Genomic DNA, 21,717 nt, shown 5'->3' with positions numbered 1-21,717 from the left:
GTGTTCCCAAGTGTCCTGTGTCCGAACTGCCGCTTCCCACTGCCACGCGAACCGGTCCCGGCCGCGCCTCTCGGAAGACGTCGCCGACCCGCTAGACGAGAACGACATACCTACCGGTTCCCTACCGAACCCCCCAGGCACCCTCGACAGATGAATGTGAGAGGGGTCACCCTGTCATTCATCCACGCGGGGAGGCTTGGATGGGCAGGAGCCGCAGAACAATTCCGGAGGAGCTTCTGCTGCTGGCTTTGGACCCGGCCACGGGCACCACAGCGCAGCCGCAGTCGCTCGACCTCGGCCTGGCCGGGGCCCAGCTAGTAGAGCTGGCCCTGGCAGGACGGATAGCCCCAGACGGGGATCGTATCGCCGTGGTGATGGCACGGCCGACAGGAGATCCGACTCTGGACTCCGCGCTCGAACTGCTGCGCCGTCGCGGCAGTCCGGTGCGCGCGGTCCACTGGATCGGCGGGCCCCGACTGGGGCTGCGCCAGACGTATCTCACCCATCTCGAACGGTGCGGCATGGTGCATGCCGTGGCCGGCCAGATGTGCGGGGTACTGCCGACGACGCGCTACCAGGCGACGGAGACGGCGATCAGCCGGGAGATCAGGGCCCGGCTCGACAACGCGATCCGCACCGGCGTCCCACCGGACCCGCGGACCGCGGCGCTCGCCGCGCTGGCCCACGCGGTCGGCCTCGGCAAGCACCTCTACCCCGGGAACGAGGGGCGTTCATCGCGCTCCCGGCTCCGGGATCTGATCCGCCACGACCCGATGGGCGGGCTGGTCGCACACGCCGTCATGGATGTGCAGAACGGCGTCGCGGCGCAGCCGCGGCGGGGCTCGGCACCGGGCAACGGCCCGGGCGCCCGCAAGACGGCCCGTTCGACGACCGACGCGGCCGGCGTACCCGGCCAGTCGCGGCGACACGGGCACGGCAGCATGGCCAGGGTCGGCGCCCACTGAGGCCACCGGCGCCGCGACACGCGGACCGGATGCCGTCGCGCACCACCGCACCACCAGGGCCGCGCCCCGCAACATCCGGGTGCACCCGCCGGCGCCACGCACCACCCCTTCCCGGACCCGTTCGGGAGCCGCAGTAAGAGGCGCGGGGTGGCGGGCCGAGCCGTTCGGACGACGGCGCGGCCCGCCACCCCGTGCGCATGTGCGCTCGCCTTCTGTGTTCATTTGACTGCGCGGTGTCCACGGAAAGTGGCAGTCTGCTCAAGAAGAAATGACAGCAGTGCGGAGCCGGAGGTGCGCGTACCGTGGCGTCCAACGTCAACCCGACCGTCAGGCGCCGTCGATTGGGCCAGGAGCTGCGCAGGCTCCGGGAGGACAAGGGCCTGACGGCGGAGCAGGTGGCCGAGCGGCTGCTGGTCTCCCAGTCGAAGATCAGCCGACTGGAGAACGGCCGCCGCAGCATCAGCCAGCGCGACGTCCGCGACCTGTGCGGGGTCTACGAGGTCGAGGACCGCCGGATAGTGGATTCGCTGATGCAGATGGCCAAGGATTCGCGCCAGCAAGGCTGGTGGCACGCCTTCGGTGACATTCCGTACAGCGTCTACATCGGTCTGGAGACCGAGGCCGCGTCGCTGCGGACGTACGAATCCCTGCTGGTGCCCGGTCTGCTCCAGACGCCCGGCTACGCCGAGGCGGTGATTCCCGGCACGATCCCGGAGCTGGCGTCGGAGGACCTGGACAAGCGCATCCAGGTGCGGATGCGGCGCCAGGAGCGGGTCCAGGACGGGGAGCGCCCGCTGCGTCTGTGGGTCGTGCTGGACGAGAGCGCACTGCGCCGGGTGGTCGGCAGCCACCTGATCATGCGCGAGCAGTTGGAGCACCTCGCCGAGCTGAGCAAGCTGCCGCATGTGACGGTGCAGGTGTTGCCCTATGGCGCCGGTGCGCACGCCGGGATGTCGGGGACGTTCTCGATCCTGGAATTCGACGACGCCGCGGATTCCAGCGTGGTCTACATCGAGGGGGTCACCAGCGATCTCTATCTGGAGAAAACCAACGATGTGCACAAATACACCATCATGTACGAGCATCTGCGGGCGCAGGCACTGAGCGCGGAAGCGAGCCGGGAGTTCATCGCCGAGGCCGCGAAACGGCATGCGGACGCCGTGAGTTGAGGGCGAGAGCTCGGGATGCCGGTGCGGACGGTGCGGAATGTTGAATTCCGGTGAACGGGGCCGCACGGTACACCTGGGCCACCGCGCCTGAAAAGAGATCGCGGAATACGCCATTCGGACGAGTGAACGACCCTCTGCGGCCAGTGATGTTGGCGCGTAGCGTCGTTCTCACCGAATCCGCGGTAACTCAGAGTAAGGTGAAGTCACAATGGCCGTTAAGCCCAATTCCGCGTTCTCCTGGACCAAGTCCTCGTACTCCGGCGCCAACGCCTGCGTGGAGATCGCCGCGCCGACCACCGCGGCCATCGCTGTGCGCGACTCCAAGGACCCCGAGGGCGCGCGCCTGACCTTCGACAACTCCTCCTGGAGCAGCTTCGTGTCGGACATCGCCACGGGCGCGTTCGACCTTGCCTGACCTGAGGCGTCACCGACTACCGTCCGTGTGACACCAGCGCGGATACGAGCCCTCTCGACTGGATCGCCGTCCCGGCCGAGGGGGCTCGGCCATGTCCGCGCGACGACGGATGCCGGGGACCGCCGCGGGCGGTCATCGGCTGCGCCGCTCAGCGGAGTTCGGCTACGTAGCGATCCGTACCGGGGATGGTCGGGATGAAGGGGGCCACCAGCTCGACGCGGCCCAGGCCGGCGGCGGCGACCTCGGCCGTCAGGTCGGTGAAATGCGCCGCCCAGGCGCGGCGCGGGTCCTCCTCCAGGAACCACAGCAGGGTCAGCCGGGTGTCGACGCCCTCGACCTGCTGGACGTAGGACATCCGGTCGCCGGGCAGCGGCGTCGGGCGGAAGACGGTGACCAGCGCCGCGGGGGAGCCGGCCAGGCGCCGCGGCAGATGGTGGGAGCGCAGCCACTCCAGCAGGGCGGTGCGCGCCTCCGGGCCGTCCGTGTCGATCACCTCCAGGACCAGCCCGGCGTAGGGGTGGTCGAGCGCGTGGAAGTCCCGGGGGCCGGCCGCGCCGTCGCGGTAGACGGTCGCCGCGTGGTCCTGGAAGGCGGTGAAGACGTGCGTGCGGTCCTGGTGGACCCGGCCGTCGCGGTTCAGGCGCCGGTTGATGGCGACGGTCCACCTCATGTGGACGTCGTAACGACCTTCGGTGAGCCAATAGGTGGAGAGGTAGCAGCCGGCGGTGACCGGCCTGGCCACCGCGGAGTGCTCGGGGTAGCGCAGGAGTTGCAGGTCCCGGGTGGCGACCCAGCGGCGGCCGGCGAAGATCCAGGGCATGGCCATCGCGCCGGCGATGAAGTGGTCGTCCTCGTACCAGCGGTTGTAGGCGTGCTCGTGGCCGGGATGCGGCTCGACCATGGTGATCAGCGCGTGGCCGGGGCGGACGCCGTAGGGGCCGGTGGCGGGCAGGGCGGCGTAGGCGGCGAGTTCGTCGGCGGTGGGGGTGGCGGCGGTGGGGGTGGCGGCGGTGGCGTGCGGGGGTGCGGCCTCCCGCTCGGGGTGGGGCGCGTCGGTCGTCATGACGGACAGCTCTAGCTGACGTTGCGTCAGATGTGGAGGGGTGGGGACGGGGCGGATCCCGGAAGGGCGGACCAGTATGCGAACACCCCTGCACGGTTGGCCGAAAAGTGTCTAAGCTGCCTGGCGTCTGCAGCTAACGATGGTTAACGCAGCGTACGAGCGATTGGAGCTGCCATGTCGGACCAGGCCCCGCCCCTTGTCTCCGCACCCGTCCCCGAGCTCGCCGCGCGGGCGGCCCGGACCGGCAGCTCGCCCGTACGCGACATCCTGGCGCTGACCGCCCGGCCCGAGGTGATCTCGTTCGCCGGTGGGCTGCCGGCGCCCGAACTCTTCGACGCCGAGGGGATATCCGCGGCCTTCCGGGACGTGCTGGCGCAGGCGCCGCAGCGGGTCCTGCAGTACTCCACCAGCGAGGGCGATCCGGCGCTGCGGGCGGCCGTCGCGGCGCGCACCACGGCCCGCGGGCTGGCCACCGACGCCGACGACCTGCTGATCACCACCGGCTCCCAGCAGGGGCTGACGCTGCTGGCCACGGCGCTGTTGGAGCCGGGCGACGTGGTGCTGGTCGAGGACCCCTGCTATCTGGCGGCGCTGCAGATCTTCTCCCTCGCGGGCGCCCGGGTGGTGGCGGTGCCGACCGACGACGAGGGGCTGGACCCGGCGGCGCTGGACGAGGTCGCCGCCCGCGAGAACCCCAAACTGCTCTACGTCATCCCGACGTTCCAGAACCCCACCGGGCGCACGCTGAGCGCGGAGCGGCGGGCCGCGGTCGCAGAGGTCGCCGCCCGGCGCGGGCTGTGGATCGCCGAGGACGACCCGTACGGCGAGCTGCGCTTCGAGGGGGAGCCGCAGCGCTGGGTCGCGTCGTTCCCGGGGGCCGAGGACCGGACGGTGCTGCTGGGCTCGTTCTCCAAGGTGATGGCGCCGGGGCTGCGGCTGGGCACGCTGCGGGCGCCGGCCGGGTTGCGGCGGGCCTGTGTCGTCGCCAAGCAGGCCGCCGATCTGCACACCTCGACCGTCGATCAGGCCGCCGCCGCGCGGTACCTGGCGGCCTCGGACCTGGACGCGCACCTGGCGCGGGTCCGCGGCGCCTATCGGGAGCGGCGGGACGCCCTGCTGGCCGGGCTGCCCGCGGCGCTCCCCGAGGGCTCGCGCTGGAACCGCCCGGCGGGCGGGATGTTCGTGTGGGCGACGCTGCCGGCGGGGTACGACGCGACCGCGCTGCTGGCGGAGGTGGTGCGGCATGACGTGGCGTACGTGCCGGGGGCGCCGTTCTTCGCCGGGCGGCCGGACCCGGCGGCGATCCGACTGTCGTTCGTGACCCACGGGCCGGCGGAGATCGGCGAGGGGCTGCAGCGGCTGCGTGCGGGGATCGCGGCGGCGCGGCGGGCCGCGTAAGCCGGGCGGCTGCCCAACGGGCCTGTCGGCGGCGGAAATTCCGCTTCCCTCGGGCCCGGCGCTGCCGGACACTGGAAGGTCCACGGCATATGCCCGCGGGGCGCGCCCCGCGGGCATATGGACCAAGGACCTCCCAGGAGGCCGGATGACCAGTGGCCCCGATGTGCGGGATCCGGCGGATCCCCCGACTCCCCCGTCCCCCTCTCTCCCCCGGCGGCTGCGGGCCCGGCTGCGCGACGTCGGCTGGCGGCTGCGCGGCGCCGGGCGCTGGCTGCGCGCGCACGCCCGGCACGCCCTGGTGGTGGGCGTGGCGACCTCCGTCGTGGGCGCGCTCGCCACGTTCGCCGTCGACCAGCTGCCCAAGCTCTACCAGGACCCGCCGCCCCGTTGCCCGGGAGCGGGCTGCGAGGGCAAGGACCCGCAGTCCACCGGGTGCGGGGTGGAGGCGGCGACCTTCGAGCCGGCGGTGGGCAACCCGGTCCGCCTGCACCTGCGGTACAGCAGGCGGTGCGGTGCCGTCTGGGCGCGGATCGTGGCGGGGACGGTCGGGGACTCGGTGACGGTGAGCGTGACGGGCGGTGCGTCCCACAGCGCCTTCATCGCCTCCCACCACGACGTGTTCACGCCGATGGCGTCGGTGGGCGACGCCTTCCGGGTGCGGTTCTGCGCGGTGCCCACGACCAGCCCCAACCGCTCGCGCTCGTGGGTCAAGTACTGCTTCGAGGCGACCGAGGCGTCGCCCTGGGAGTGAGGCGCGGGGCCGGCCACCCCTGTGTGCGCCGGCCTTCCCCTCCTCGTCGGCCGCGCCTACCCTGACCACCCACCACCGATCTGACGTTGCGTCAGATGTCGGTCGGTCCGGACGGCAGGAGGGTGCCGCATGCTGCTGCGCGACAAGACCGTCATCGTCTCCGGCGTCGGCGCCGGGCTGGGGCACCAGGTCGCGGCGGCCTGCGTACGGGACGGCGCGCGGGTGGTGCTCGGTGCGCGCACCGAGGCGAACCTCGCGGCGACGGCGGGCCGGATCGACACCTCGGGCGACCGGACGGCCTGGCGGGTGACCGACATCGCCGACGAGGCGCAGTGCGCGGCGCTGGCCGGGCTGGCCGTGGAGCGGTTCGGCGGGATCGACGCGGTGATCCATGTCGCCGCGCTGGACGGCCACTTCGGCGGCCTGCGGGACGCGGACTTCGACGCCTGGCAGCGGGTGGTGGACGTCAATCTCTTCGGCACGCTGCGGATGACCCGTGCCTGTCTGCCGGCGATGACGGCGCGCGGCGGCGGCTCGGTGGTGATGATCGGCACCCAGTCGTCGGTGGCCGCGCCCTCGCAGGTGCGGCAGGCGGCGTACGCGGCGTCCAAGGGCGGGCTGGTGTCGGCGATGTACTCGCTGGCGCGGGAGCTGGGACCGGACCGGATCCGGGTCAACACCGTGCAGCCGGGCTGGATGTGGGGCCCGCCGGTGGCCGGGTACGTCCGGCACACGGCGCGGACCGAGGGGGTGCCGGAGGCCGAGGTGCTGGGGCGGCTCACCGGGCGGATGGCGCTGCCGGAGCTGGCGACGGACGCGGACGTGGCGGAGGCGGCGGTCTTCCTCGCCTCGGACCGGGCGCGGGCCATCACGGGGCAGTCGCTGCTGGTGAACGCGGGCGAGCTGATGCGGTAGCGGGCGAGCGGCAGCACGGTCCGCCGCACCGGCCGTACGGGTCCCGTACCCGTACGGCCGTTTCCGCTTGTCCGCCGCGCCGCCCCACACCCTCCGCGGGAACGGGAAGAGCTCGGGTCGAAGTTCCTCCCACTGACCTGCGTTCATATGCATGACCGTCATGACTCTTGACCGGTGTGCGCGCCGGACGGTTCAATCCCGGGAGTTTCCCGTTGCCGAGCGGGTACTTGGCACCGCAGGACCGCATCACGGCGAAGTGATTCCACATCCGGAGCGTTCACAAGGCGGACCCCTGGAGGGGGCATGAACAGTCTCGACTGGGGCGTGCTCATCGGCTACTTCGGTGTGATGGTCGCGATCGGGGTGTGGTCGCACCGGCGGGTCGCGGACGTCGGCGACTTCTTCACCGCCGGGGGCCGGATGCCGTGGTGGCTGTCCGGCATCTCGCACCACATGTCCGGCTACAGCGCGGTGATGTTCACCGGTTACGCGGGCATCGCCTACCAGTACGGCGTCACCTCCTACGTCACCTGGTCCTTCCCGATCGCCGTCGGGATCGCCATCGGGGCCCGCCTGTTCGCCGGCCGGCTCAACCGCCTGCGGTCCCGGCTCGGGGTCGCCTCGCCGCTGGAGTACCTCAAGAGCCGCTACGACCTGCGCACGCAGCAGGCGCTGGCCTGGTCGGGCGTGCTGCTGAAGATCGTGGACGTGGGGGCCAAGTGGGCGGCGATCGCGACCCTGTTGTCGGTGTTCACCGGAATCCCGCTCGACCGGGGCATCCTCGTCACGGGGGCGATCACCGGTGTCTACTGCACGGTCGGCGGGCTGTGGGCGGACGCCCTGACCGAGCTCGGGCAGTTCGTCATCCAGCTGCTGGCCGGGGTCGCCATGCTGGTGACGGTGGTGCGTGCGCTGGGCGGCGCCAGCGGGCTGTGGACGGTCTGGGACCGCCTGCCGGACGGGCACGCCCAGCCGACCGCCGGCCCGTACACCCTGACCTTCCTGCTGGCCTACCTCTTCATCAAGACCTTCGAGTACAGCGGCGGGATGTGGAACCAGGCCCAGCGCTACATGGCCACCCGCGACGCCCGGTCGGCGCGCCGGTCGGCGCTGCTGTCGGCGGGGCTGTGGCTGGTCTGGCCGGCCGTCCTCTTCTTCCCGATGTGGGCGGCGCCGCTCCTGGTGACGAGCGGGCGGCCGGACGCCTCGGACGCCTATGCGCTGCTGGCCGGACGACTGTTGCCGCACGGCCTGTTGGGGCTCGTCGTGGTCGGGTTCTTCTCGCACACGATGGCCATGTGCTCCTCGGACGCCAATGCCGTCGCCGCGGTCTTCACCCGGGACATCGCGCCGGCCGTGTCGGCCCGGGCCCGGGGGTGGTCGCATCGGGCCGGGTTGCTGGCGGCGCGGCTGTCGACGGTGTGTTTCCTGGCGCTGTCGATGGCGCTCGCCACGCAGGTGGACTCGCCGGCGTTCAAGGGCATCATCACCGTCGTCATCACGTGGGTGGCCGGGCTGGTCGGACCGGTGTCCATCCCGTTCCTGCTGGGGATGGTGCCGGCGTTCCGCAGGTCGGGGCCGGTGGCGGCGCTGGTGTCCTGGGCGGCCGGCCTGTTCGCCTTCTGGCTGACCGACTACGGGCTGGCCGACGTCCCGCTGCAGATCCAGATCGTCGCGCCGGTGGCGACCTCGCTGGTGCTGTTCTGCGTACTCGGTCTGGTGCGGCCGGAGCCGAGCGCCGAGCGGGACGCGCTGCTGGCCCGGATCAACGGCGGGGACGAGGGGGCGGGGGCGGCCCGGGAGACGGCGGTGCCGGGCGGGCGGTGACGGGCGGGGCCGCCCCTCAGGCGCGCGGGTAGCGGGCCAGCCAACCGGGGGCGGAGCCCGCGGGCCCGTGGAGAGTGGGACCCTGGGTCATCTCCATGGCGAAGTCGTCGGCGAGTTGGAGGATGGTGGGGCGGCCCTCCACTTCCACCAGCCAGTCCGGGGGGAGCGCGGTCTCGCCGTGCAGGGTGCCCAGGAGGTTGCCGCAGATGGAGCCGGTGGAGTCGCTGTCGCCACCGTGGTTGACGGCGAGCAGCAGGCCGTGCCGGACGTCCTCGGCGACCAGGGCGCAGTACACGCCGATGGACAGGGCCTCCTCGGCGGTCCAGCCCTCGCCCAGCGACTCGACCCGGGCGGCCGTCGGCATGCCCTGCCGGACGGCGCCCAGCGCGCGCTTGAGGGCGTCGGTGGTCTCCTCGTGGTCGGGGCGGGTGGCCAGGTGGGCCAGGGACTTCTGCACGGCGCCGTCGAGGTCCTCGCCGCGCGCCAGGGCATGGCTGATCACGGCGAACGCGCCGGCCGCGAGGTAGCCGGTGGGGTGGCCGTGGGTCTGCGCGGCGCATTCGACGGCGAGCTGGAAGACCAGTTGCGGCTCCCAGCCGACGAGCAGGCCGAACGGCGCGGAGCGCATCACCGCGCCGCAGCCCTTGGAGTCCGGGTTCTTCGGCTGGTCGAGGGTGCCCATCACCTCGTCGCCGAGGCCGCTCAGGCAGGCCCGGCCGGGGGCCCGGCGGGCGTAGAGCCACTCCTCGCGGGCGAGCCAGCCGTCCTCCTCCTTGCGCTCGTCGGGGCCCCAGTCGCGCTGGGTGGCGGCCCAGCGGAGGTAGGCGCGGTGCAGGTCGGTGGGCGGGTGCCAGGCGCCGGTGTCGCGGCGGACCTGGGCGCGGATCAGGCCGTCCACGGTGAAGAGCGTCATCTGGGTGTCGTCGGTGACCGCGCCGCGGCGCCCGAAGGCGGGCACCAGGGTGGTCACGCCGTCCTGGCCGTGCGCCTCGCGGATCGCGTCCAGCGAGTCGAACTCGACGGCCGCGCCGAGCGCGTCGCCGATCGCGCCGCCCAGCAGACAGCCGCGCACCCGGCTGCGGTAGTCCTGCTGTTCGGCGCGGCCCCAGATGGCGGCGCCGCCTGCCGCTGCGCTCATGTCCACACCTCGCTCCGCTCGGCCTCGACGGTCCCGGGGCCTGGCGGACGCCCCTGGCGCAGCACTGTATCGACCGAGAATGATCGAAACTGGGCCGGGTTTGCTTCAGGTCCGTATCGTGATGTGACACATGGGACGGCGCGCCGCCCGTCGAACCGACCCGGGCGCGCATCCCGGGCCCGACCCGGGTGGGGCCGGCCGGGGGCTTCCGCTGGCGGGTTTCCTCTCCGACCGGGCGTTCGATGATGGCCGTGCCGTCCGCTGGGCATGCTCTCACCATGTCCGAGTACGAGTGGGATCGCACCACCATGGCCGTCGTCGCCTCGGCCCTGTCCGGCGACAGCGACGGCGCGGTGGAACTCCTTCGGCCGCTCCCCCAGCGCGATGTGTGCCATGTCGCGGTACGACTGGCCGCGATGGCCGCGGATGCCCTGATCGTCGCCGCCCAGGACGCCGGTGGGGACCGCGCGGAGGCACTGTCGCAGTGGCAGCAGTGCATCCTCCAGCACGAGGCGGAGCACAGCGGGGAATGAGCCGTGGGCGGCCGGGCGGGGTGCGACTCCCCCGCCCGGCCGGACCCGGGCCCGCCGCCGCTCACTCCACGACGGGCAGCAGCTCCGGCAGGTGGCCGTCCGAGGCCAGTGCGGCGGCCTGGCGCTCCTCGGGGACGTCGGCGTAGGTCGTCGTCCGGGGGCGGGCCGGGCGGCCGGCGAGCTCGGCGATGCCGATCAGGTCCTGGATGGAGCGGTAGGAGCCGTAACTCGAACCGGCCATACGGGAGATGGTCTCCTCCATCAGGGTGCCGCCGAGGTCGTTGGCCCCGGAGCGCAGCATCTCCGCGGCGCCCTCGGTGCCCAGCTTCACCCAACTGGTCTGGATGTTGGTGATGTGCGGGTGGAGCAGGATCCGGGCCATCGCCGTCACCGCGCGGTTGTCGCGGGTGGTGGGACCGGGGCGGGCGATGCCGGCGAGGTAGACGGGGGCGTTGGTGTGGATGAAGGGCAGGGTGACGAACTCGGTGAAGCCCTCCACGCCCTTGGACTCCGCGGACTGCTGGATCCGCGCCAGCAGCCGGAGGTGGCCGAGCCAGTGGCGGGGCTGGTCCACATGGCCGTACATCATCGTCGACGAGGAGCGGATGCCCAGCTCGTGGGCGGTCTTGATGACCTCGACCCAGGTGGCGGTGGGGAGTTTGCCCTTGGTGAGGACCCAGCGGACCTCGTCGTCGAGGATCTCGGCGGCGGTGCCGGGGATGCTGTCCAGACCGGCGGCCTTGGCCTCGGACAGCCACTCCCGGATGGACAGGCCGGTGCGGGTCGCCCCGTTGACCACCTCCATCGGCGAGAAGGCGTGCACGTGCATGCCCGGGACCCGCTCCTTCACGGCGCGGGCGATGTCGAAGTACGCCGTGCCGGGCAGGTCGGGGTGGATGCCGCCCTGCATGCAGACCTCCACCGCGCCCACGTCCCACGCCTGTTGGGCGCGGTCGGCGACCTGGGAGAGGGAGAGGGTGTAGGCGTCGGCGTCCGTGCGGCGCTGGGCGAAGGCGCAGAAGCGGCAGCCGGTGTAGCAGACGTTGGTGAAGTTGATGTTCCTGGTGACGATGTAGGTGACGTCGTCGCCGACCGTGGCGCGGCGCAGGTCGTCGGCGATCCGGCAGAGCGCGTCCAGCGCCGGACCGTCGGCGTGCAGCAGGGCGAGCGCCTCGTCGTCGGTGAGCCTGGTCGGGTCGTCGGCGGCCTGCGAGAGGGCCTGGCGGACGTCGGCGTCGAGCCGGGAGGGCACCATGCCGGGCGCGGCGGCCTCGCGCAGCGCCTCCCAGTCGCCGTAGACCTCGTCGAAGTCGTCCCGGCGGTCGGCCGTGCGGCCCTCGGTGTCGATGGTGCGGTGCAGGTCCGTGCGCCCGGAGGAGACGAAGCCCGCGTCGGGCTCCTGCCAGGGGAGGCCCGCCACCACGGCGTCCTCCCGGGCCAGCCCGGTCTCCGGGTCGGCGAGGGCGGTGACGTGCGGCCGCAGCCGCGGGTCCAGCCAGGGCTCGCCGCGCTGGACGAACTCCGGGTAGACCGCGAGGCGTTCGCGCAGGCGGAAGCCCTCGGCGGTGGACTTCTCGGCGAGCGCGTCGATCTGGGGCCAGGGGCGCTCGGGGTTGACGTGGTCCGGGGTGAGCGGGGAGACGCCGCCCCAGTCGTCGATGCCGGCCCGGATCAGCCGGCCGTACTCCCCGTCCACCAGGTTGGGCGGCGCCTGGAGGCAGGCGGACGGGCCCATGATGTGCCGGGCGACGGCCACGGTGGCGACCAGCTCGTCCAACTCGGCGTCGGGCATCCCGCGCATCGCGGTGTCCGGCTTGGCGCGGAAGTTCTGCAGGATCAGTTCCTGGATGCCGTGGTAGGCGCGGGAGATCCGGCGCAGCGCGAACAGCGATGCGGCGCGCTCCTCGTAGGTCTCCCCGATGCCGATCAACAGGCCGCTGGTGAACGGCACGGAGCTGCGCCCGGCGTCCTCCAGGACGCGCAGTCGGACGGCGGGCTCCTTGTCGGGCGAGCCGTAGTGCGGGGCGCCGGGCTCGCTCCACAGGCGCTCGGCGGTGGTCTCCAGCATCATGCCCATCGACGGGGCGACCGGCTTGAGCCGCTGGAAGTCCGTCCACGACATCACGCCGGGATTGAGGTGGGGCAGCAGCCCGGTCTCCTCCAGGATGCGGATCGCGATGGCGCGGACGTAGGCGATGGTGTCGTCGTACCCTTCGGCCTCCAGCCACTCGCGCGCCTCGGGCCAACGCTCCTCGGGCTTGTCGCCGAGGGTGATCAGGGCTTCCTTGCAGCCGAGTTCGGCACCGCGGCGGGCGATGGCCAGCACCTCGTCCGGCGACATGAACATCCCGTGGCCGGCCCGGCGGAGCTTGCCGGGGACGGTGGCGAAGGTGCAGTAGTGGCACTTGTCGCGGCACAGGCGCGTCAGCGGGATGAAGACGCTCTTGGAATACGTGATGACGCCGGGGCGGCCGGCGGCCTCCAGGCCCGCGTCGCGCACCCGGGCCGCCGAGGCGCACAGGTCCGTGAGGTCCTCGCCGCGTGCCTGGAGGAGCACCGCGGCCTCGGTCACGTCCAGCGCCACGCCGTCCCGGGCCCGCTTGAGCGCCCGGCGCATCGCGTTGGCGGTCGGCCGCGGGGCCGCCCCGCTCTGGGCGTCCCGGCCCGATGCCTGGTCAGATCCCCGGTGGGGCCCCTGGTCGGATCCCTGCGCGCTGGAAGTCATGCCCCGAGCATACGAGCGCCCACCGACAACTCGGCCGCCGGCCACGGAGCCGGTGATGTGCTGCTGGTCACGTGAAACGGAGGTTTCCTCCGGAGGGTTCGCGGCGCCTCCGGGGCACCACCCGGTGGCTGCCCGCGGGCACCACCTGGCCGGTGGGCATGCCCGCGAACCGGTCCGGGCGAGCCGGACCGGTCGGTGTGCGCGGCTGTCGGCGGCGCGGTCAGAGGGAGGACAGCAGTTCCTCGGAGTAGGTCCGGGTCAGGAACTCCATGCTGTGGCCGTCGGGGTCGTCCACGTAGAGGCCCCGCCCGCCGTCGTGGTGGTTGATCTGCTGCGGCTTTGAATGCCGCGGGTCGGCCCAGTAGGGCAGATCGCGCTGCTGTATGCGGGAGAAGATCCCGTCGAACTCCTCCTCCGTCACCAGGAACGCGTAGTGCGTGGCGACGAACTCCCGGCCGCCGGCGACGTGCTCCGCGAAATCGAGGGTCACGCCGTTGTCCAGTTTGAGCGCCGCGAACGGGCCGAACGCCTTGGGTTCGGGGGCGTCCATCAGGTCCGCGAGGAAACGGGCAGAGGCGAAACGGTCCTTGCTGTGCACGATCGTGTGGTCGAGGCTGGGCATGGCGTCTCCTAGGTCTCCGAGAGCTCGACGGAACTCCCTCGGGGAAGCGGTCCGTAGTGCCTTCACCAACGACGTTACGCCCGGCGGCACCGGGGCGGATCGGTCTGCGGTACCGCCCTTGCGGGGTGCGCCGTACGCCGATGGTCCTAGGGCGGTCCGATGGATCGGGGCCGGGTCGGGGCCGGGGTCGGGGCCCATCGGGACGGCTCCGTGCCGCGCTCACCCCGAGTGGCCGCGGCTCACGGGGAGTGGGCGGTGTGCGGCGGGCCGGTCCGGGCCGGTGGGACTGTGGTCGGGGCTGCGGCAGAGGCCCTGCCCACGGGCACCGGGCGGGGCCCCTCACAGATACTGCGCGAAGTCGTCCAGGGTGCGCAGGATCTCCGCCTCACCGGCCGACGGCAACTGGAGGACCACCTCCGGCAGCCCCAGTTCCTGGTAGTGCGCCAGCTTGCCGGGCGTGGGGCGGACCGCGTACGGCACCACCTCCGGCTCGCCCGCGCGCCCGGCGTCCTGCCAGGCGCGCCGCAGGGCCGGGAGGGCCTCCGACAGGCCGCGGCCGCCGACGGGCAGCCAGCCGTCCGCGGTGGCCGCGATCTCCGCCAGGAGCTTGGGGCCGGCCGTGCCGCCCAGCAGGATGCGCGGCGCGCCACCGGCCGGCTTGGGGTGGGCGAAGGAGGCCCGCACGGAGCCGAACGCGCCCTCGTAGGCCGTGGGTTCGTCGGCCCACAGGGCGCGCATCAGCGCCAGCCGGTCGCGGACCAGCTCCCGCCGGGTCGACCAGTGCACCCCGTGGTCGGCGGCCTCCTCGACGTTCCAGCCGTAGCCGACGCCGAGGGTGAGACGACCGTCGGAGAGGTGGTCCAGGGTCGCGACCTGCTTGGCGAGGTCGATCGGGTCGTGCTGGGCGACGAGGGTGATGCCGGTACCCAGGCGGAGCCGCTCGGTGACCGCGGCGGCCTGGCCGAGGGCCACGAACGGGTCGAGGGTTCGGCCGTATTCACGGGGCAGCGGCTCGCCCATGGGGGCCGGGGTGTCCCGGGAGACGGGGATGTGGGTGTGCTCGGGCAGATACAGCCCGTCGAATCCGCGCTGTTCCAGCTCGTGGGCCAGTCGGACCGGCCGGATCGTCTCGTCGGTCAGGAAGATCGTGGTCGCGATCCGCATGCTGGCGTACCTCCGCGTCGGGCGTTGGGGGCGGTCGGGCGGTTGGAGTGACCGCATGTTGCCGCACCGTCGACGAGTTATCCACAGGGCTTTTGCCGCGTGTCACACGCGCGTAGAACAGTTTTCACACCGCGGAACGACGCGGGGTGAGGACACGAGGGCGGCACGCGGCGGACGGCCGGCGCGCGCACGCACCGCGCTCCGCGGCGGACCGGCCGCGGCGGGAAGGAAGCTCGACGACGACAGGGGGACGGAAATGGAACGACGCGAGGTGCTGAAACTGTCGGCGGCGGCCGGCGCGGCGGGCGCACTGACGCTCGGCCGGGTCAGCTTCGCCGAGGCGGCGCCCGCCGCCGGGCCCGCCGGCGGCGGGTCGGCCGAGCAGACCCGCACGGTCACCGGCCATCTCCCCGTCGGCGCACCGGACTTCGTCTATCTGCCGGTGGACGTCCCGCACGGCGTACGGGAGATCGCGGTCGCCTACCGCTACGACAAGCCGACCGTGCCCGAGGGCACCGCGGGGAACGCCTGCGACATCGGCATCTTCGACGAGCGCGGCACGGAGTTGGGCGGCGCGGGCTTCCGCGGCTGGTCCGGCGGGGCACGGACGGAGTTCTTCCTGCGCGCCGACGACGCCACCCCGGGCTACCTCCCGGGCCCCGTCGACGCCGGCACGTGGCACATCGCCCTCGGCCCGTACACCATCGCCCCACAGGGCCTGGACTACGAGGTCACCGTCACCCTGCGGCACGGCCCCGCAGGGACGACCCCGACACCCGTCCACCCGCCGGAGCGGGCCCGGGGCCGCGGCCGGGCCTGGTACCGCGGGGACAACCACCTGCACTCCGTCTACTCGGACGGCAAGCGCACCCCGGCCCGGATCGCGGCGCTGGCCCGGGCCGCCGGGCTGGACTTCATCACCACCACCGAGCACAACACCACCGCCGCCCACCGCGCCTGGGAGGGGCTGTGGGGCGACGACCTGCTGATCCTGACCGGCGAGGAGGTCACCACCCGCAATGGGCACGTGGTGGCGATGGGCACCGACCCCGAAGTCCTCATCGACTGGCGCTACCGCGCGCGGGACAACGCCTTCGGCCGCTACGCCCGCGCCATCCGTCGGGCCGGCGGCCTGGTCATCCCGGCGCATCCGCACGCCACCTGTGTCGGCTGCAGCTGGAAGTTCGGGCTGAACGACGCCGACGCGGTCGAGGTGTGGAACGGCCCCTACGGCCCGGACGACGAGATCACCCTCGCCGAGTGGGACAACACCCTGGTCGCCCACGCCCGTGGCGGCGGCGCCTGGCTGCCCGCGGTCGGGCACAGCGACGCGCACCGCGATCCGGACGTGGTCGGCCTCCCGCAGACGGTCGTGCTGGCCGACGACCTCTCGCGCCGCGCCCTCCAGGACGGCATCCGGGCGGGCCGGGTCTGGATCGCCGAATCCTCCGGGATCGACCTTGCGCTCACCGTCACGGGAGAGCGCGGCGAACACGCCGGGATCGGCGAGCGCCTGGCGGTGCCCGGGACGGCCGCGGTCACCGCCCGGCTGACGGTCTCCGGCGTGCCCGGCTGCACGGCCTCCTTCGTCACCGACCAGGGCCGCCGGCACTCCGCCCCGCTGCCACCCTCCGGAGCGGGCACGATCACCTGGCGGACCACCCCCGACAACGCCGCCTATCTACGCGCCGAAATCCGCCACCCGTCCTCGACGGCGGACCTCCCGGGCCCGATGGCGGCACTCACGAACCCGATCTTCCTGGGACGGAGGTGAGCGAACGGCCGTCAATGAACTGACGTTGGGCACGGGCCGGAGGCCGGGGCAACGGCCGGAGGTGGGGGGCGGGGGGGGCGGGGGGGCGGGGGCGGCCCCCCGGCGCCTAGTCCTCGACCACCAGTGCCGGTGTGGACCGGGTGAGGATCTCGCCGCGGAAGAAGGCCGGGTTGCGGCGTTGCATGGCCAGCATGAGCACGACGCCGAGGAGGAGCAGGCCGACGCCGATGAGGAACACCGAGCCGATGCCGAAGACCGAACTGCCCGATCCGTATGCGGGGTTCCACATGTCGAGCAGCGTCTTGGCGAAGACCGACGCGAGCAGCAGTCCGCCCAGCAGCGGGAAGACGCCCTTGAGGAAGAGGTCGCGGACGGAGTTGCGCAGCTCGCGGCGGAAGAACCAGGCGCAGGCGAAGGCCGTGATCGAGTAGTAGAAGCAGATCATGAGGCCCAGCGCGTAGATGGTGTCGATCAGCACGTTCTCGCTGATGAGGCTCATCACGGCGTAGAAGACGCCGGTGGCGGCGCCGGCGGCGATGGTGGCCCGGCCCGGGGAGCGGAAGCGCGGGTGGATCTTGGCGAAGGAGGCCGGCAGCGCCTCGTAGGTGCTCATCGCCAGGACGGTCCGGGCGACGGGGATGAAGGTGGTCTGCAGGCTGGCCGCGGCCGAGGCGAGGACCGCGACGAAGAGCAGGACGCCGAGCACGGTGCCCATGACGGGGTTGGCGAGGGCGGCGAAGACGTTGTCGGCGGTGTGCGGGTTGCCGAGGCCGAGGCCCTTGCCGCCGACGCCGGCGAACATCTGGGAGCCCACGGCGGTGAGCAGGTAGGAGCCGATCAGTACGAGCATCGCGAGCAGGGCGGCGCGGCCGGGCGTCTTCTCGCTGCCGGCGGTCTCCTCGTTCACCGTCAGGCAGGTGTCCCAGCCCCAGAACATGAAGATCGAGAGGGAGAGTCCGGCGGTGAAGGAGGAGAACGACTTGACCGCGAAGGGGTCGAGCCAGCTCCAGGAGAAGCGCAGGGAGCCGGTGAGGTCCCCGGAGCGTGCCTTGATCACGGCCATCGCCACGAAGACGGCGAGGACGGCGAGTTGGAGTCCGACGAGGGTGTACTGGACGCCCTTGGTGGCGGTCATTCCGCGGTAGCTGATGGCGGTGGCGACGGCGATGAAGGCCAGGCAGGTCAGGACGTGGGCGATCCGGTCGTGGTCCAGGGCCGCGACGGTGGGCGAGCCGGTGAGTTCGCCGAGCAGGAGGTAGAAGAACGAGGTGGCGACGCCGGCGAGGTTGGAGAGCACGATGATCGTGGCGATCACCAGGCCCCAGCCGCACATCCAGCCGACCCGCGGCCCGAATGCCTTGACGGTCCAGGTGAAGGAGGTGCCGCAGTCGGGGACGGCCTTGTTCAGCTCGCGGTAGGCGAAGGCGACCAGCAGCATCGGCAGGAACCCGGCCAGGAAGACGGCGGGCATCTGCACGCCGACCTCGCCGACGGTGGGGCCGAGCGTGGAGGTGAGGCAGTAGACGGGCGCGACGGTGGAGATGCCGATGACCGCGCTGCCGAGCAGGCCGACGGAGTTGCCGCTGAGGCCCTTGCTCCGGGTGTCGCCGGAGCCGCCGTGGGGGCTACTGGCGGTAGCGGCGACGCTCGTTGCCGTGTCTCCGGTCTGGGGCCGGGGGTCTACCTGAACCATGAACAGGACGTTAAGTGCTGCTGTTTCCGCATCCGGAAGATCACCCTCCGGTCCACTCGGCTTCGCTACACAGGAAGATTTGCCGTCCCAGACATCCATTCGCAAGAAGAATTTGAGTTGAACCTTGGACTTCACGGGCGCGACTGAAGCCTTCCGCATTGCGAGAACCGCAGCACCGCCCGTTTTGTCCCGGTTCTAAATTTTCCCGTCCGAATTTCGAACGTCACATTCCAGCCACCGGACTGTCATCCGAGCCCCGCCACCGTCCGCATGGCGTCGCCTCCCCCGGCCGCGCCCCGGAAGGAACCCTCACCCCGGCCAGACGATCGCCTGGAGTTCGCTGTACGCGTGCAGCGCGTACGAGCCGACGTCGCGCCCGACGCCGCTGCGCTTGAAGCCGCCGAACGGCGCCTCCATGTTCCGCCCGACGGTGTTGACGCCGACCCCGCCGGCCCGCAGCCGGCCCGCCACCCGGAAGGCGCGGGCCACGTCGCCGGACCAGACGTAGTCCAGCAGCCCGTAGTCGCTGTCGTTGGCCAGCGCGATGCCCTCCTCCTCGTCGTCGAAGGGGACCACCGTCACCACCGGCCCGAAGATCTCCTCGCGGACCGCCCGCATCGCGTTGGTGCAGTCCGCGAAGAGCGTCGGCGCCACATAGAAGCCGCGCTCCGGCCCCGGCCGCTCGCCCCCGGTGACCAGCCGCGCCCCCTCCTTCACCGCCAACGCCGTGTACGCCTCGATGCGGTCCCGGTGCGCGGCGGAGATCACCGGGCCGACGACCGTGGCCGGATCCCGCGGGTCGCCGACGGTCAGCTGTTCCGCGTACCGCGCCAGACCGGCCACCAGGCGCTCGTAGATCCCGCGCTGTGCCAGTACGCGGGTCGGCGCGGTGCAGATCTGGCCACTGTAGAAGGAGAAGGTGGTGCCGATCCCGGACACCGCGGACGCCAGGTCGGCGTCGTCGAAGACCAGTGCCGCGCCCTTGCCGCCCAGCTCCATCAGCTGTCGCTTCATCCCGCGGCCGCACTCCTCAGCGATCCGTCGGCCGACCGCGGTGGAGCCGGTGAAGCTGACCATGTCCACGCCTTCGGCGGCCACCGCCGCCTCGCCGACCTCCGGCCGCGCCCCGCTGACGACGTTGACCACCCCGGGCGGAACCCCGGCCTCGGCCAGCGCCTCGGCCATCCGGTACACCGACAGCGGGTCCTGCGGGGCCGGCTTGACCACCACCGTGTTGCCCATCGCCAGCGCCGGCGCGACCTTGCCCGCCGGGTTGGCCCACGGGTTGTTGTACGAGGTGATGCAGGTGACGACGCCCACCGGGCGGCGCACCGCGACCGCCCCGAAGACGCCGGCGCCCCCCGCCCCCATAGCCTTGGCGGCATGGGAGGTGCCCCCATGCCCGGCCGCGTTGATCTGCGGCGGCACCGCGCTCTCCACCGGCTCCAGTGCGCCGCGGGCATACCGCTCGAACCGGGCCGCGGACACCCCGACCTGGAGGGCGCGCGCCGTCCCGGTCGTCGCGCCGCTCTCGGCCTGCGCCAGCTCCGCGTAGCCGGCGAACTCCCGGCGGATCACCCGCGCCGCGCGGTCCAGGACGGCCGCGCGCTCCTCGGGTGCGGTCCGCGACCAGCCGTCGAAGGCGTCCCGGGCCGCGTCCACGGCCGCCGCCACCTGCGCCGGGCTCGCCTCCGGGGCGGGCGCGACGACCTCCTCGGTGGCCGGGTCGACCACGTCGTAGTACCCGCCCTCGGGTTCCACCCACTCCCCGCCGATGAACAGCCGCTGTTCCGCCGCCCCGGTCGTGCGCGCGTCCGTGCTCACCTGGTGCTCACCGTCCTCGTGTCCCGCCCCGACCGCAGTACGGTCCCGGGCACCGCGCCGGTCACCACGTCGTCCCGGATGGTCTCCACCCCGTTGACCCGTACGCTGACCACTCCGATCGCGCGGGAGTCCAGCCGCGGGCTGTCCCCGGGCAGGTCGTGCACCAGGGTCGCGGCCCCCGCGTCGATCCGCTCGGGGTCGAAGAGCACCAGGTCGGCGTGGTGGCCCTCGGTGATCCGGCCCCGTTCGCGCAGTCCGAACAGCCGGGCCGGGTCGTCGGTCAGCATCCGCACCGCCTGTTCCAGTCCGACGAGCCTGCGTCCGCGCAGGCAGTCGCCGAGGAAGCGGGTGGTGTACGGGGCGCCGCACATCCGGTCCAGGTGCGCGCCGGCGTCCGAGCCGCCGAGCAGGACGTCCTCGTGCTGCCAGGTCTGCCGGCGCAGGTCCCAGCTGTCCGGGTCGTTGTCGGTCGGCATCGGCCAGAGCACGGTGCGGAGCTGGTCGTCGGCGCAGATCTCGACCAGGCAATGGAAGGGGTCCTGGCCGCGCTCGGCGGCGATGTCCCGCACCACCCGTCCGGTCAGGCCCTTGTTGGCGGCGGAGTAGGTGTCCCCGATGACGTACCGGGCGAAGTCGGTGAGCCGCCGGAAGACGCCGGCTTCCTTGCTGTGCGCGCGGCGCAGCATCTCGGCGCGGACGTCGGCGTCGCGCAGCCGGGCGATCCGCTCGGGCACCGGGAGGCCGAGGATCTCGCCCCAGCCGGGGATGAGGTTGAGGGCGCAGAAGGTGCCCAGCGACATGTTCATCGGGGTGAGGATCGGCATGGTCAGTGCCACGATGCGGCCGCCGGCGCGGCGGGCCCGTTCGCTGGCGACGAGTTGGCGGGGCACGCGTTCGGGGACCGCGGCGTCGATGGTGAGCACGTTCCAGTTCAGTGGGCGGCCGGCCGCCGCGGACATCTCGACGAGCAGGTCGATCTCGTCGTCGTCGAACCGGTCCAGGCAGCCGGCGACGATCGCCTCCAGTTGGGTTCCCTCGTGTTCGGCGACGGCGCGGGAGAGCGCGAGCAGTTCGTCGGGGCGGGCGTGCCGGGAGGCGACGGGTCTGCCGTCGCCGTCGGAGTGGGTGGCGGACTGGGTGGTGGACAGTCCCCAGGCCCCGGCGTCCATCGCGTCGTGGAACAGCCGCAGCATCGCGTCGAGTTGGGCGTCGGTGGGCGTTCCGCCGATCGCGTCCGGGCCCATCGCGTGGCGGCGGAGTGCGCAGTGCCCCACCATGAAGCCGGCGTTGACCGCGATGCGGCCCTCCAGGGCGTCGAGGTATTCGCCGAAGGTGTGCCAGTTCCAGGGTGCGCCCTGTTCGAGCGCGACCAGCGACATGCCCTCGACCTTGCTCATCATCCGCCGGGTGTAGTCGGCGTCCTCGGGCCGGTCGGGGTGGAGGGGGGCGAGGGTGAAGCCGCAGTTGCCGCCGGCGACGGTGGTGACGCCGTGGTTGAGGGACGGGGTGGCGTAGGGGTCCCAGAAGAGTTGGGCGTCGTAGTGGGTGTGCGGGTCGATGAAGCCGGGGGCGAGGACCAGCCCGTGTGCGTCCTCGCTCGTGCCGGCCTCCTCGGTGACGGTGCCGGGTTCGGCGATCACGGCGATCCGCCCGTCCCGGATGCCGACGTCGGCCGCGAAGGCGGGCGCGCCCGTGCCGTCCACGACGGTCGCGGCCTGGATGAGGTGGTCGAGCATGGCGT

General features: G+C 72.6%; 17 protein-coding genes. 9 read left to right on the top strand and 8 right to left on the bottom strand.

Going from position 1 to position 21,717, the window contains the following annotated elements; genetic code table 11:
• The first annotated feature begins 200 nt into the window (after positions 1-200).
• From SNOUR_RS22895 to SNOUR_RS22885, 3 genes are all read left to right on the top strand, one after another.
• Positions 201-965: a GOLPH3/VPS74 family protein gene (locus SNOUR_RS22895; RefSeq protein WP_067350192.1), complete on the top strand. Its 765-nt coding sequence runs from the start codon at positions 201-203 to the stop codon at positions 963-965.
• A 302-nt stretch (positions 966-1,267) separates the two neighbouring features.
• Positions 1,268-2,134, top strand: a complete 867-nt coding sequence (locus SNOUR_RS22890) for a helix-turn-helix domain-containing protein (RefSeq protein ID WP_067350190.1) — start codon at positions 1,268-1,270, stop codon at positions 2,132-2,134.
• A 208-nt stretch (positions 2,135-2,342) separates the two neighbouring features.
• Positions 2,343-2,549, top strand: a complete 207-nt coding sequence (locus SNOUR_RS22885; RefSeq protein ID WP_067350187.1) for a DUF397 domain-containing protein — start codon at positions 2,343-2,345, stop codon at positions 2,547-2,549.
• Positions 2,550-2,697: 148 nt separating this feature from the next.
• Here SNOUR_RS22885 and SNOUR_RS22880 read toward each other — a convergent pair whose 3' ends face one another.
• Entirely contained in the window at positions 2,698-3,612 is a 915-nt protein-coding gene (locus SNOUR_RS22880; RefSeq protein ID WP_079142831.1) for a hypothetical protein, read from the bottom strand.
• Positions 3,613-3,786: 174 nt separating this feature from the next.
• Here SNOUR_RS22880 and SNOUR_RS22875 point away from each other — a divergent pair, with 174 nt between their 5' ends.
• The 4 genes from SNOUR_RS22875 to SNOUR_RS22860 all read left to right on the top strand — a co-directional run bounded on the left by SNOUR_RS22875 (position 3,787) and on the right by SNOUR_RS22860 (position 8,503).
• Positions 3,787-5,010, top strand: a complete 1,224-nt coding sequence (locus tag SNOUR_RS22875) for an aminotransferase-like domain-containing protein (protein ID WP_067350184.1) — start codon at positions 3,787-3,789, stop codon at positions 5,008-5,010.
• Between the two features lie 145 nt (positions 5,011-5,155).
• A complete protein-coding gene (locus SNOUR_RS22870) occupies positions 5,156-5,761 on the top strand; it encodes a DUF2690 domain-containing protein (RefSeq protein WP_067350182.1) in 606 nt (201 codons plus the stop codon).
• 129 nt (positions 5,762-5,890) lie between these two features.
• A complete protein-coding gene (locus SNOUR_RS22865) occupies positions 5,891-6,676 on the top strand; it encodes an SDR family oxidoreductase (RefSeq protein ID WP_067350179.1) in 786 nt (261 codons plus the stop codon).
• Positions 6,677-6,979: 303 nt separating this feature from the next.
• Positions 6,980-8,503 carry a sodium:solute symporter family protein gene (locus SNOUR_RS22860; protein WP_067350176.1) on the top strand — a complete coding sequence of 508 codons (1,524 nt, stop codon included), beginning with the start codon at positions 6,980-6,982 and terminating at the stop codon, positions 8,501-8,503.
• Positions 8,504-8,519: 16 nt separating this feature from the next.
• On the opposite strand, the gene SNOUR_RS22855 is transcribed toward SNOUR_RS22860, so the two are convergent.
• On the bottom strand, positions 8,520-9,641 hold the full coding sequence (locus SNOUR_RS22855) for an ADP-ribosylglycohydrolase family protein (protein WP_067358653.1): 1,122 nt from the start codon (positions 9,639-9,641) through the stop codon (positions 8,520-8,522).
• Positions 9,642-9,919: 278 nt separating this feature from the next.
• Here SNOUR_RS22855 and SNOUR_RS22850 point away from each other — a divergent pair, with 278 nt between their 5' ends.
• Positions 9,920-10,174 carry a hypothetical protein gene (locus SNOUR_RS22850; protein WP_039635538.1) on the top strand — a complete coding sequence of 85 codons (255 nt, stop codon included), beginning with the start codon at positions 9,920-9,922 and terminating at the stop codon, positions 10,172-10,174.
• Positions 10,175-10,235: 61 nt separating this feature from the next.
• Here SNOUR_RS22850 and SNOUR_RS22845 read toward each other — a convergent pair whose 3' ends face one another.
• The 3 genes from SNOUR_RS22845 to SNOUR_RS22835 form a co-directional block, all read right to left on the bottom strand.
• Entirely contained in the window at positions 10,236-12,899 is a 2,664-nt protein-coding gene (locus SNOUR_RS22845; protein WP_079142830.1) for a bifunctional FO biosynthesis protein CofGH, read from the bottom strand.
• Between the two features lie 220 nt (positions 12,900-13,119).
• Entirely contained in the window at positions 13,120-13,521 is a 402-nt protein-coding gene (locus SNOUR_RS22840) for a VOC family protein (protein WP_067350171.1), read from the bottom strand.
• Between the two features lie 339 nt (positions 13,522-13,860).
• Entirely contained in the window at positions 13,861-14,685 is an 825-nt protein-coding gene (locus tag SNOUR_RS22835; RefSeq protein WP_067350168.1) for a TIGR03619 family F420-dependent LLM class oxidoreductase, read from the bottom strand.
• 256 nt (positions 14,686-14,941) lie between these two features.
• On the opposite strand from SNOUR_RS22835, the gene SNOUR_RS22830 reads away from it, so the two are divergent.
• Positions 14,942-16,459 carry a CehA/McbA family metallohydrolase gene (locus tag SNOUR_RS22830; RefSeq protein WP_174717891.1) on the top strand — a complete coding sequence of 506 codons (1,518 nt, stop codon included), beginning with the start codon at positions 14,942-14,944 and terminating at the stop codon, positions 16,457-16,459.
• A gap of 106 nt (positions 16,460-16,565) precedes the next feature.
• Here the strand turns inward: SNOUR_RS22830 and SNOUR_RS22825 are convergent, their stop codons facing one another.
• From SNOUR_RS22825 to SNOUR_RS22815, 3 genes are all read right to left on the bottom strand, one after another.
• Positions 16,566-18,152, bottom strand: coding sequence for an APC family permease (locus tag SNOUR_RS22825; protein ID WP_067350165.1), 1,587 nt, complete (start codon positions 18,150-18,152; stop codon positions 16,566-16,568).
• A 309-nt stretch (positions 18,153-18,461) separates the two neighbouring features.
• Positions 18,462-19,976 (bottom strand): aldehyde dehydrogenase family protein, encoded by a 1,515-nt coding sequence (locus tag SNOUR_RS22820; protein WP_067350163.1) that lies wholly within the window; start codon positions 19,974-19,976, stop codon positions 18,462-18,464.
• Positions 19,973-21,712: an N-acyl-D-amino-acid deacylase family protein gene (locus SNOUR_RS22815; protein WP_067350160.1), complete on the bottom strand. Its 1,740-nt coding sequence runs from the start codon at positions 21,710-21,712 to the stop codon at positions 19,973-19,975. The genes SNOUR_RS22820 and SNOUR_RS22815 overlap by 4 nt, the downstream gene beginning before the upstream one ends.
• Between the last annotated feature and the right edge of the window lie 5 nt (positions 21,713-21,717).

It is taken from the genome of Streptomyces noursei ATCC 11455, from assembly GCF_001704275.1.
Taxonomy (GTDB): Bacteria; Actinomycetota; Actinomycetes; order Streptomycetales; family Streptomycetaceae; genus Streptomyces; species Streptomyces noursei.
Note: the sequence above shows the minus strand (reverse complement) of the source record. Positions and strands in the feature narration are given on the sequence as shown.

Excerpts from the sequence above, each read along its gene's own strand:
- SNOUR_RS22895 (WP_067350192.1), top strand. The coding sequence starts at position 201 with ATGGGCAGGAGCCGCAGAACAATTCCGGAGGAGCTTCTGCTGCTGGCT.
- SNOUR_RS22885 (WP_067350187.1), top strand. The coding sequence starts at position 2,343 with ATGGCCGTTAAGCCCAATTCCGCGTTCTCCTGGACCAAGTCCTCGTAC.
- SNOUR_RS22880 (WP_079142831.1), bottom strand. The coding sequence starts at position 3,612 with ATGACGACCGACGCGCCCCACCCCGAGCGGGAGGCCGCACCCCCGCAC.
- SNOUR_RS22875 (WP_067350184.1), top strand. The coding sequence starts at position 3,787 with ATGTCGGACCAGGCCCCGCCCCTTGTCTCCGCACCCGTCCCCGAGCTC.
- SNOUR_RS22870 (WP_067350182.1), top strand. The coding sequence starts at position 5,156 with ATGACCAGTGGCCCCGATGTGCGGGATCCGGCGGATCCCCCGACTCCC.
- SNOUR_RS22865 (WP_067350179.1), top strand. The coding sequence starts at position 5,891 with ATGCTGCTGCGCGACAAGACCGTCATCGTCTCCGGCGTCGGCGCCGGG.
- SNOUR_RS22860 (WP_067350176.1), top strand. The coding sequence starts at position 6,980 with ATGAACAGTCTCGACTGGGGCGTGCTCATCGGCTACTTCGGTGTGATG.
- SNOUR_RS22855 (WP_067358653.1), bottom strand. The coding sequence starts at position 9,641 with ATGAGCGCAGCGGCAGGCGGCGCCGCCATCTGGGGCCGCGCCGAACAG.
- SNOUR_RS22850 (WP_039635538.1), top strand. The coding sequence starts at position 9,920 with ATGTCCGAGTACGAGTGGGATCGCACCACCATGGCCGTCGTCGCCTCG.
- SNOUR_RS22845 (WP_079142830.1), bottom strand. The coding sequence starts at position 12,899 with ATGACTTCCAGCGCGCAGGGATCCGACCAGGGGCCCCACCGGGGATCT.
- SNOUR_RS22840 (WP_067350171.1), bottom strand. The coding sequence starts at position 13,521 with ATGCCCAGCCTCGACCACACGATCGTGCACAGCAAGGACCGTTTCGCC.
- SNOUR_RS22835 (WP_067350168.1), bottom strand. The coding sequence starts at position 14,685 with ATGCGGATCGCGACCACGATCTTCCTGACCGACGAGACGATCCGGCCG.
- SNOUR_RS22830 (WP_174717891.1), top strand. The coding sequence starts at position 14,942 with ATGGAACGACGCGAGGTGCTGAAACTGTCGGCGGCGGCCGGCGCGGCG.
- SNOUR_RS22825 (WP_067350165.1), bottom strand. The coding sequence starts at position 18,152 with ATGGTTCAGGTAGACCCCCGGCCCCAGACCGGAGACACGGCAACGAGC.
- SNOUR_RS22815 (WP_067350160.1), bottom strand. The coding sequence starts at position 21,712 with ATGCTCGACCACCTCATCCAGGCCGCGACCGTCGTGGACGGCACGGGC.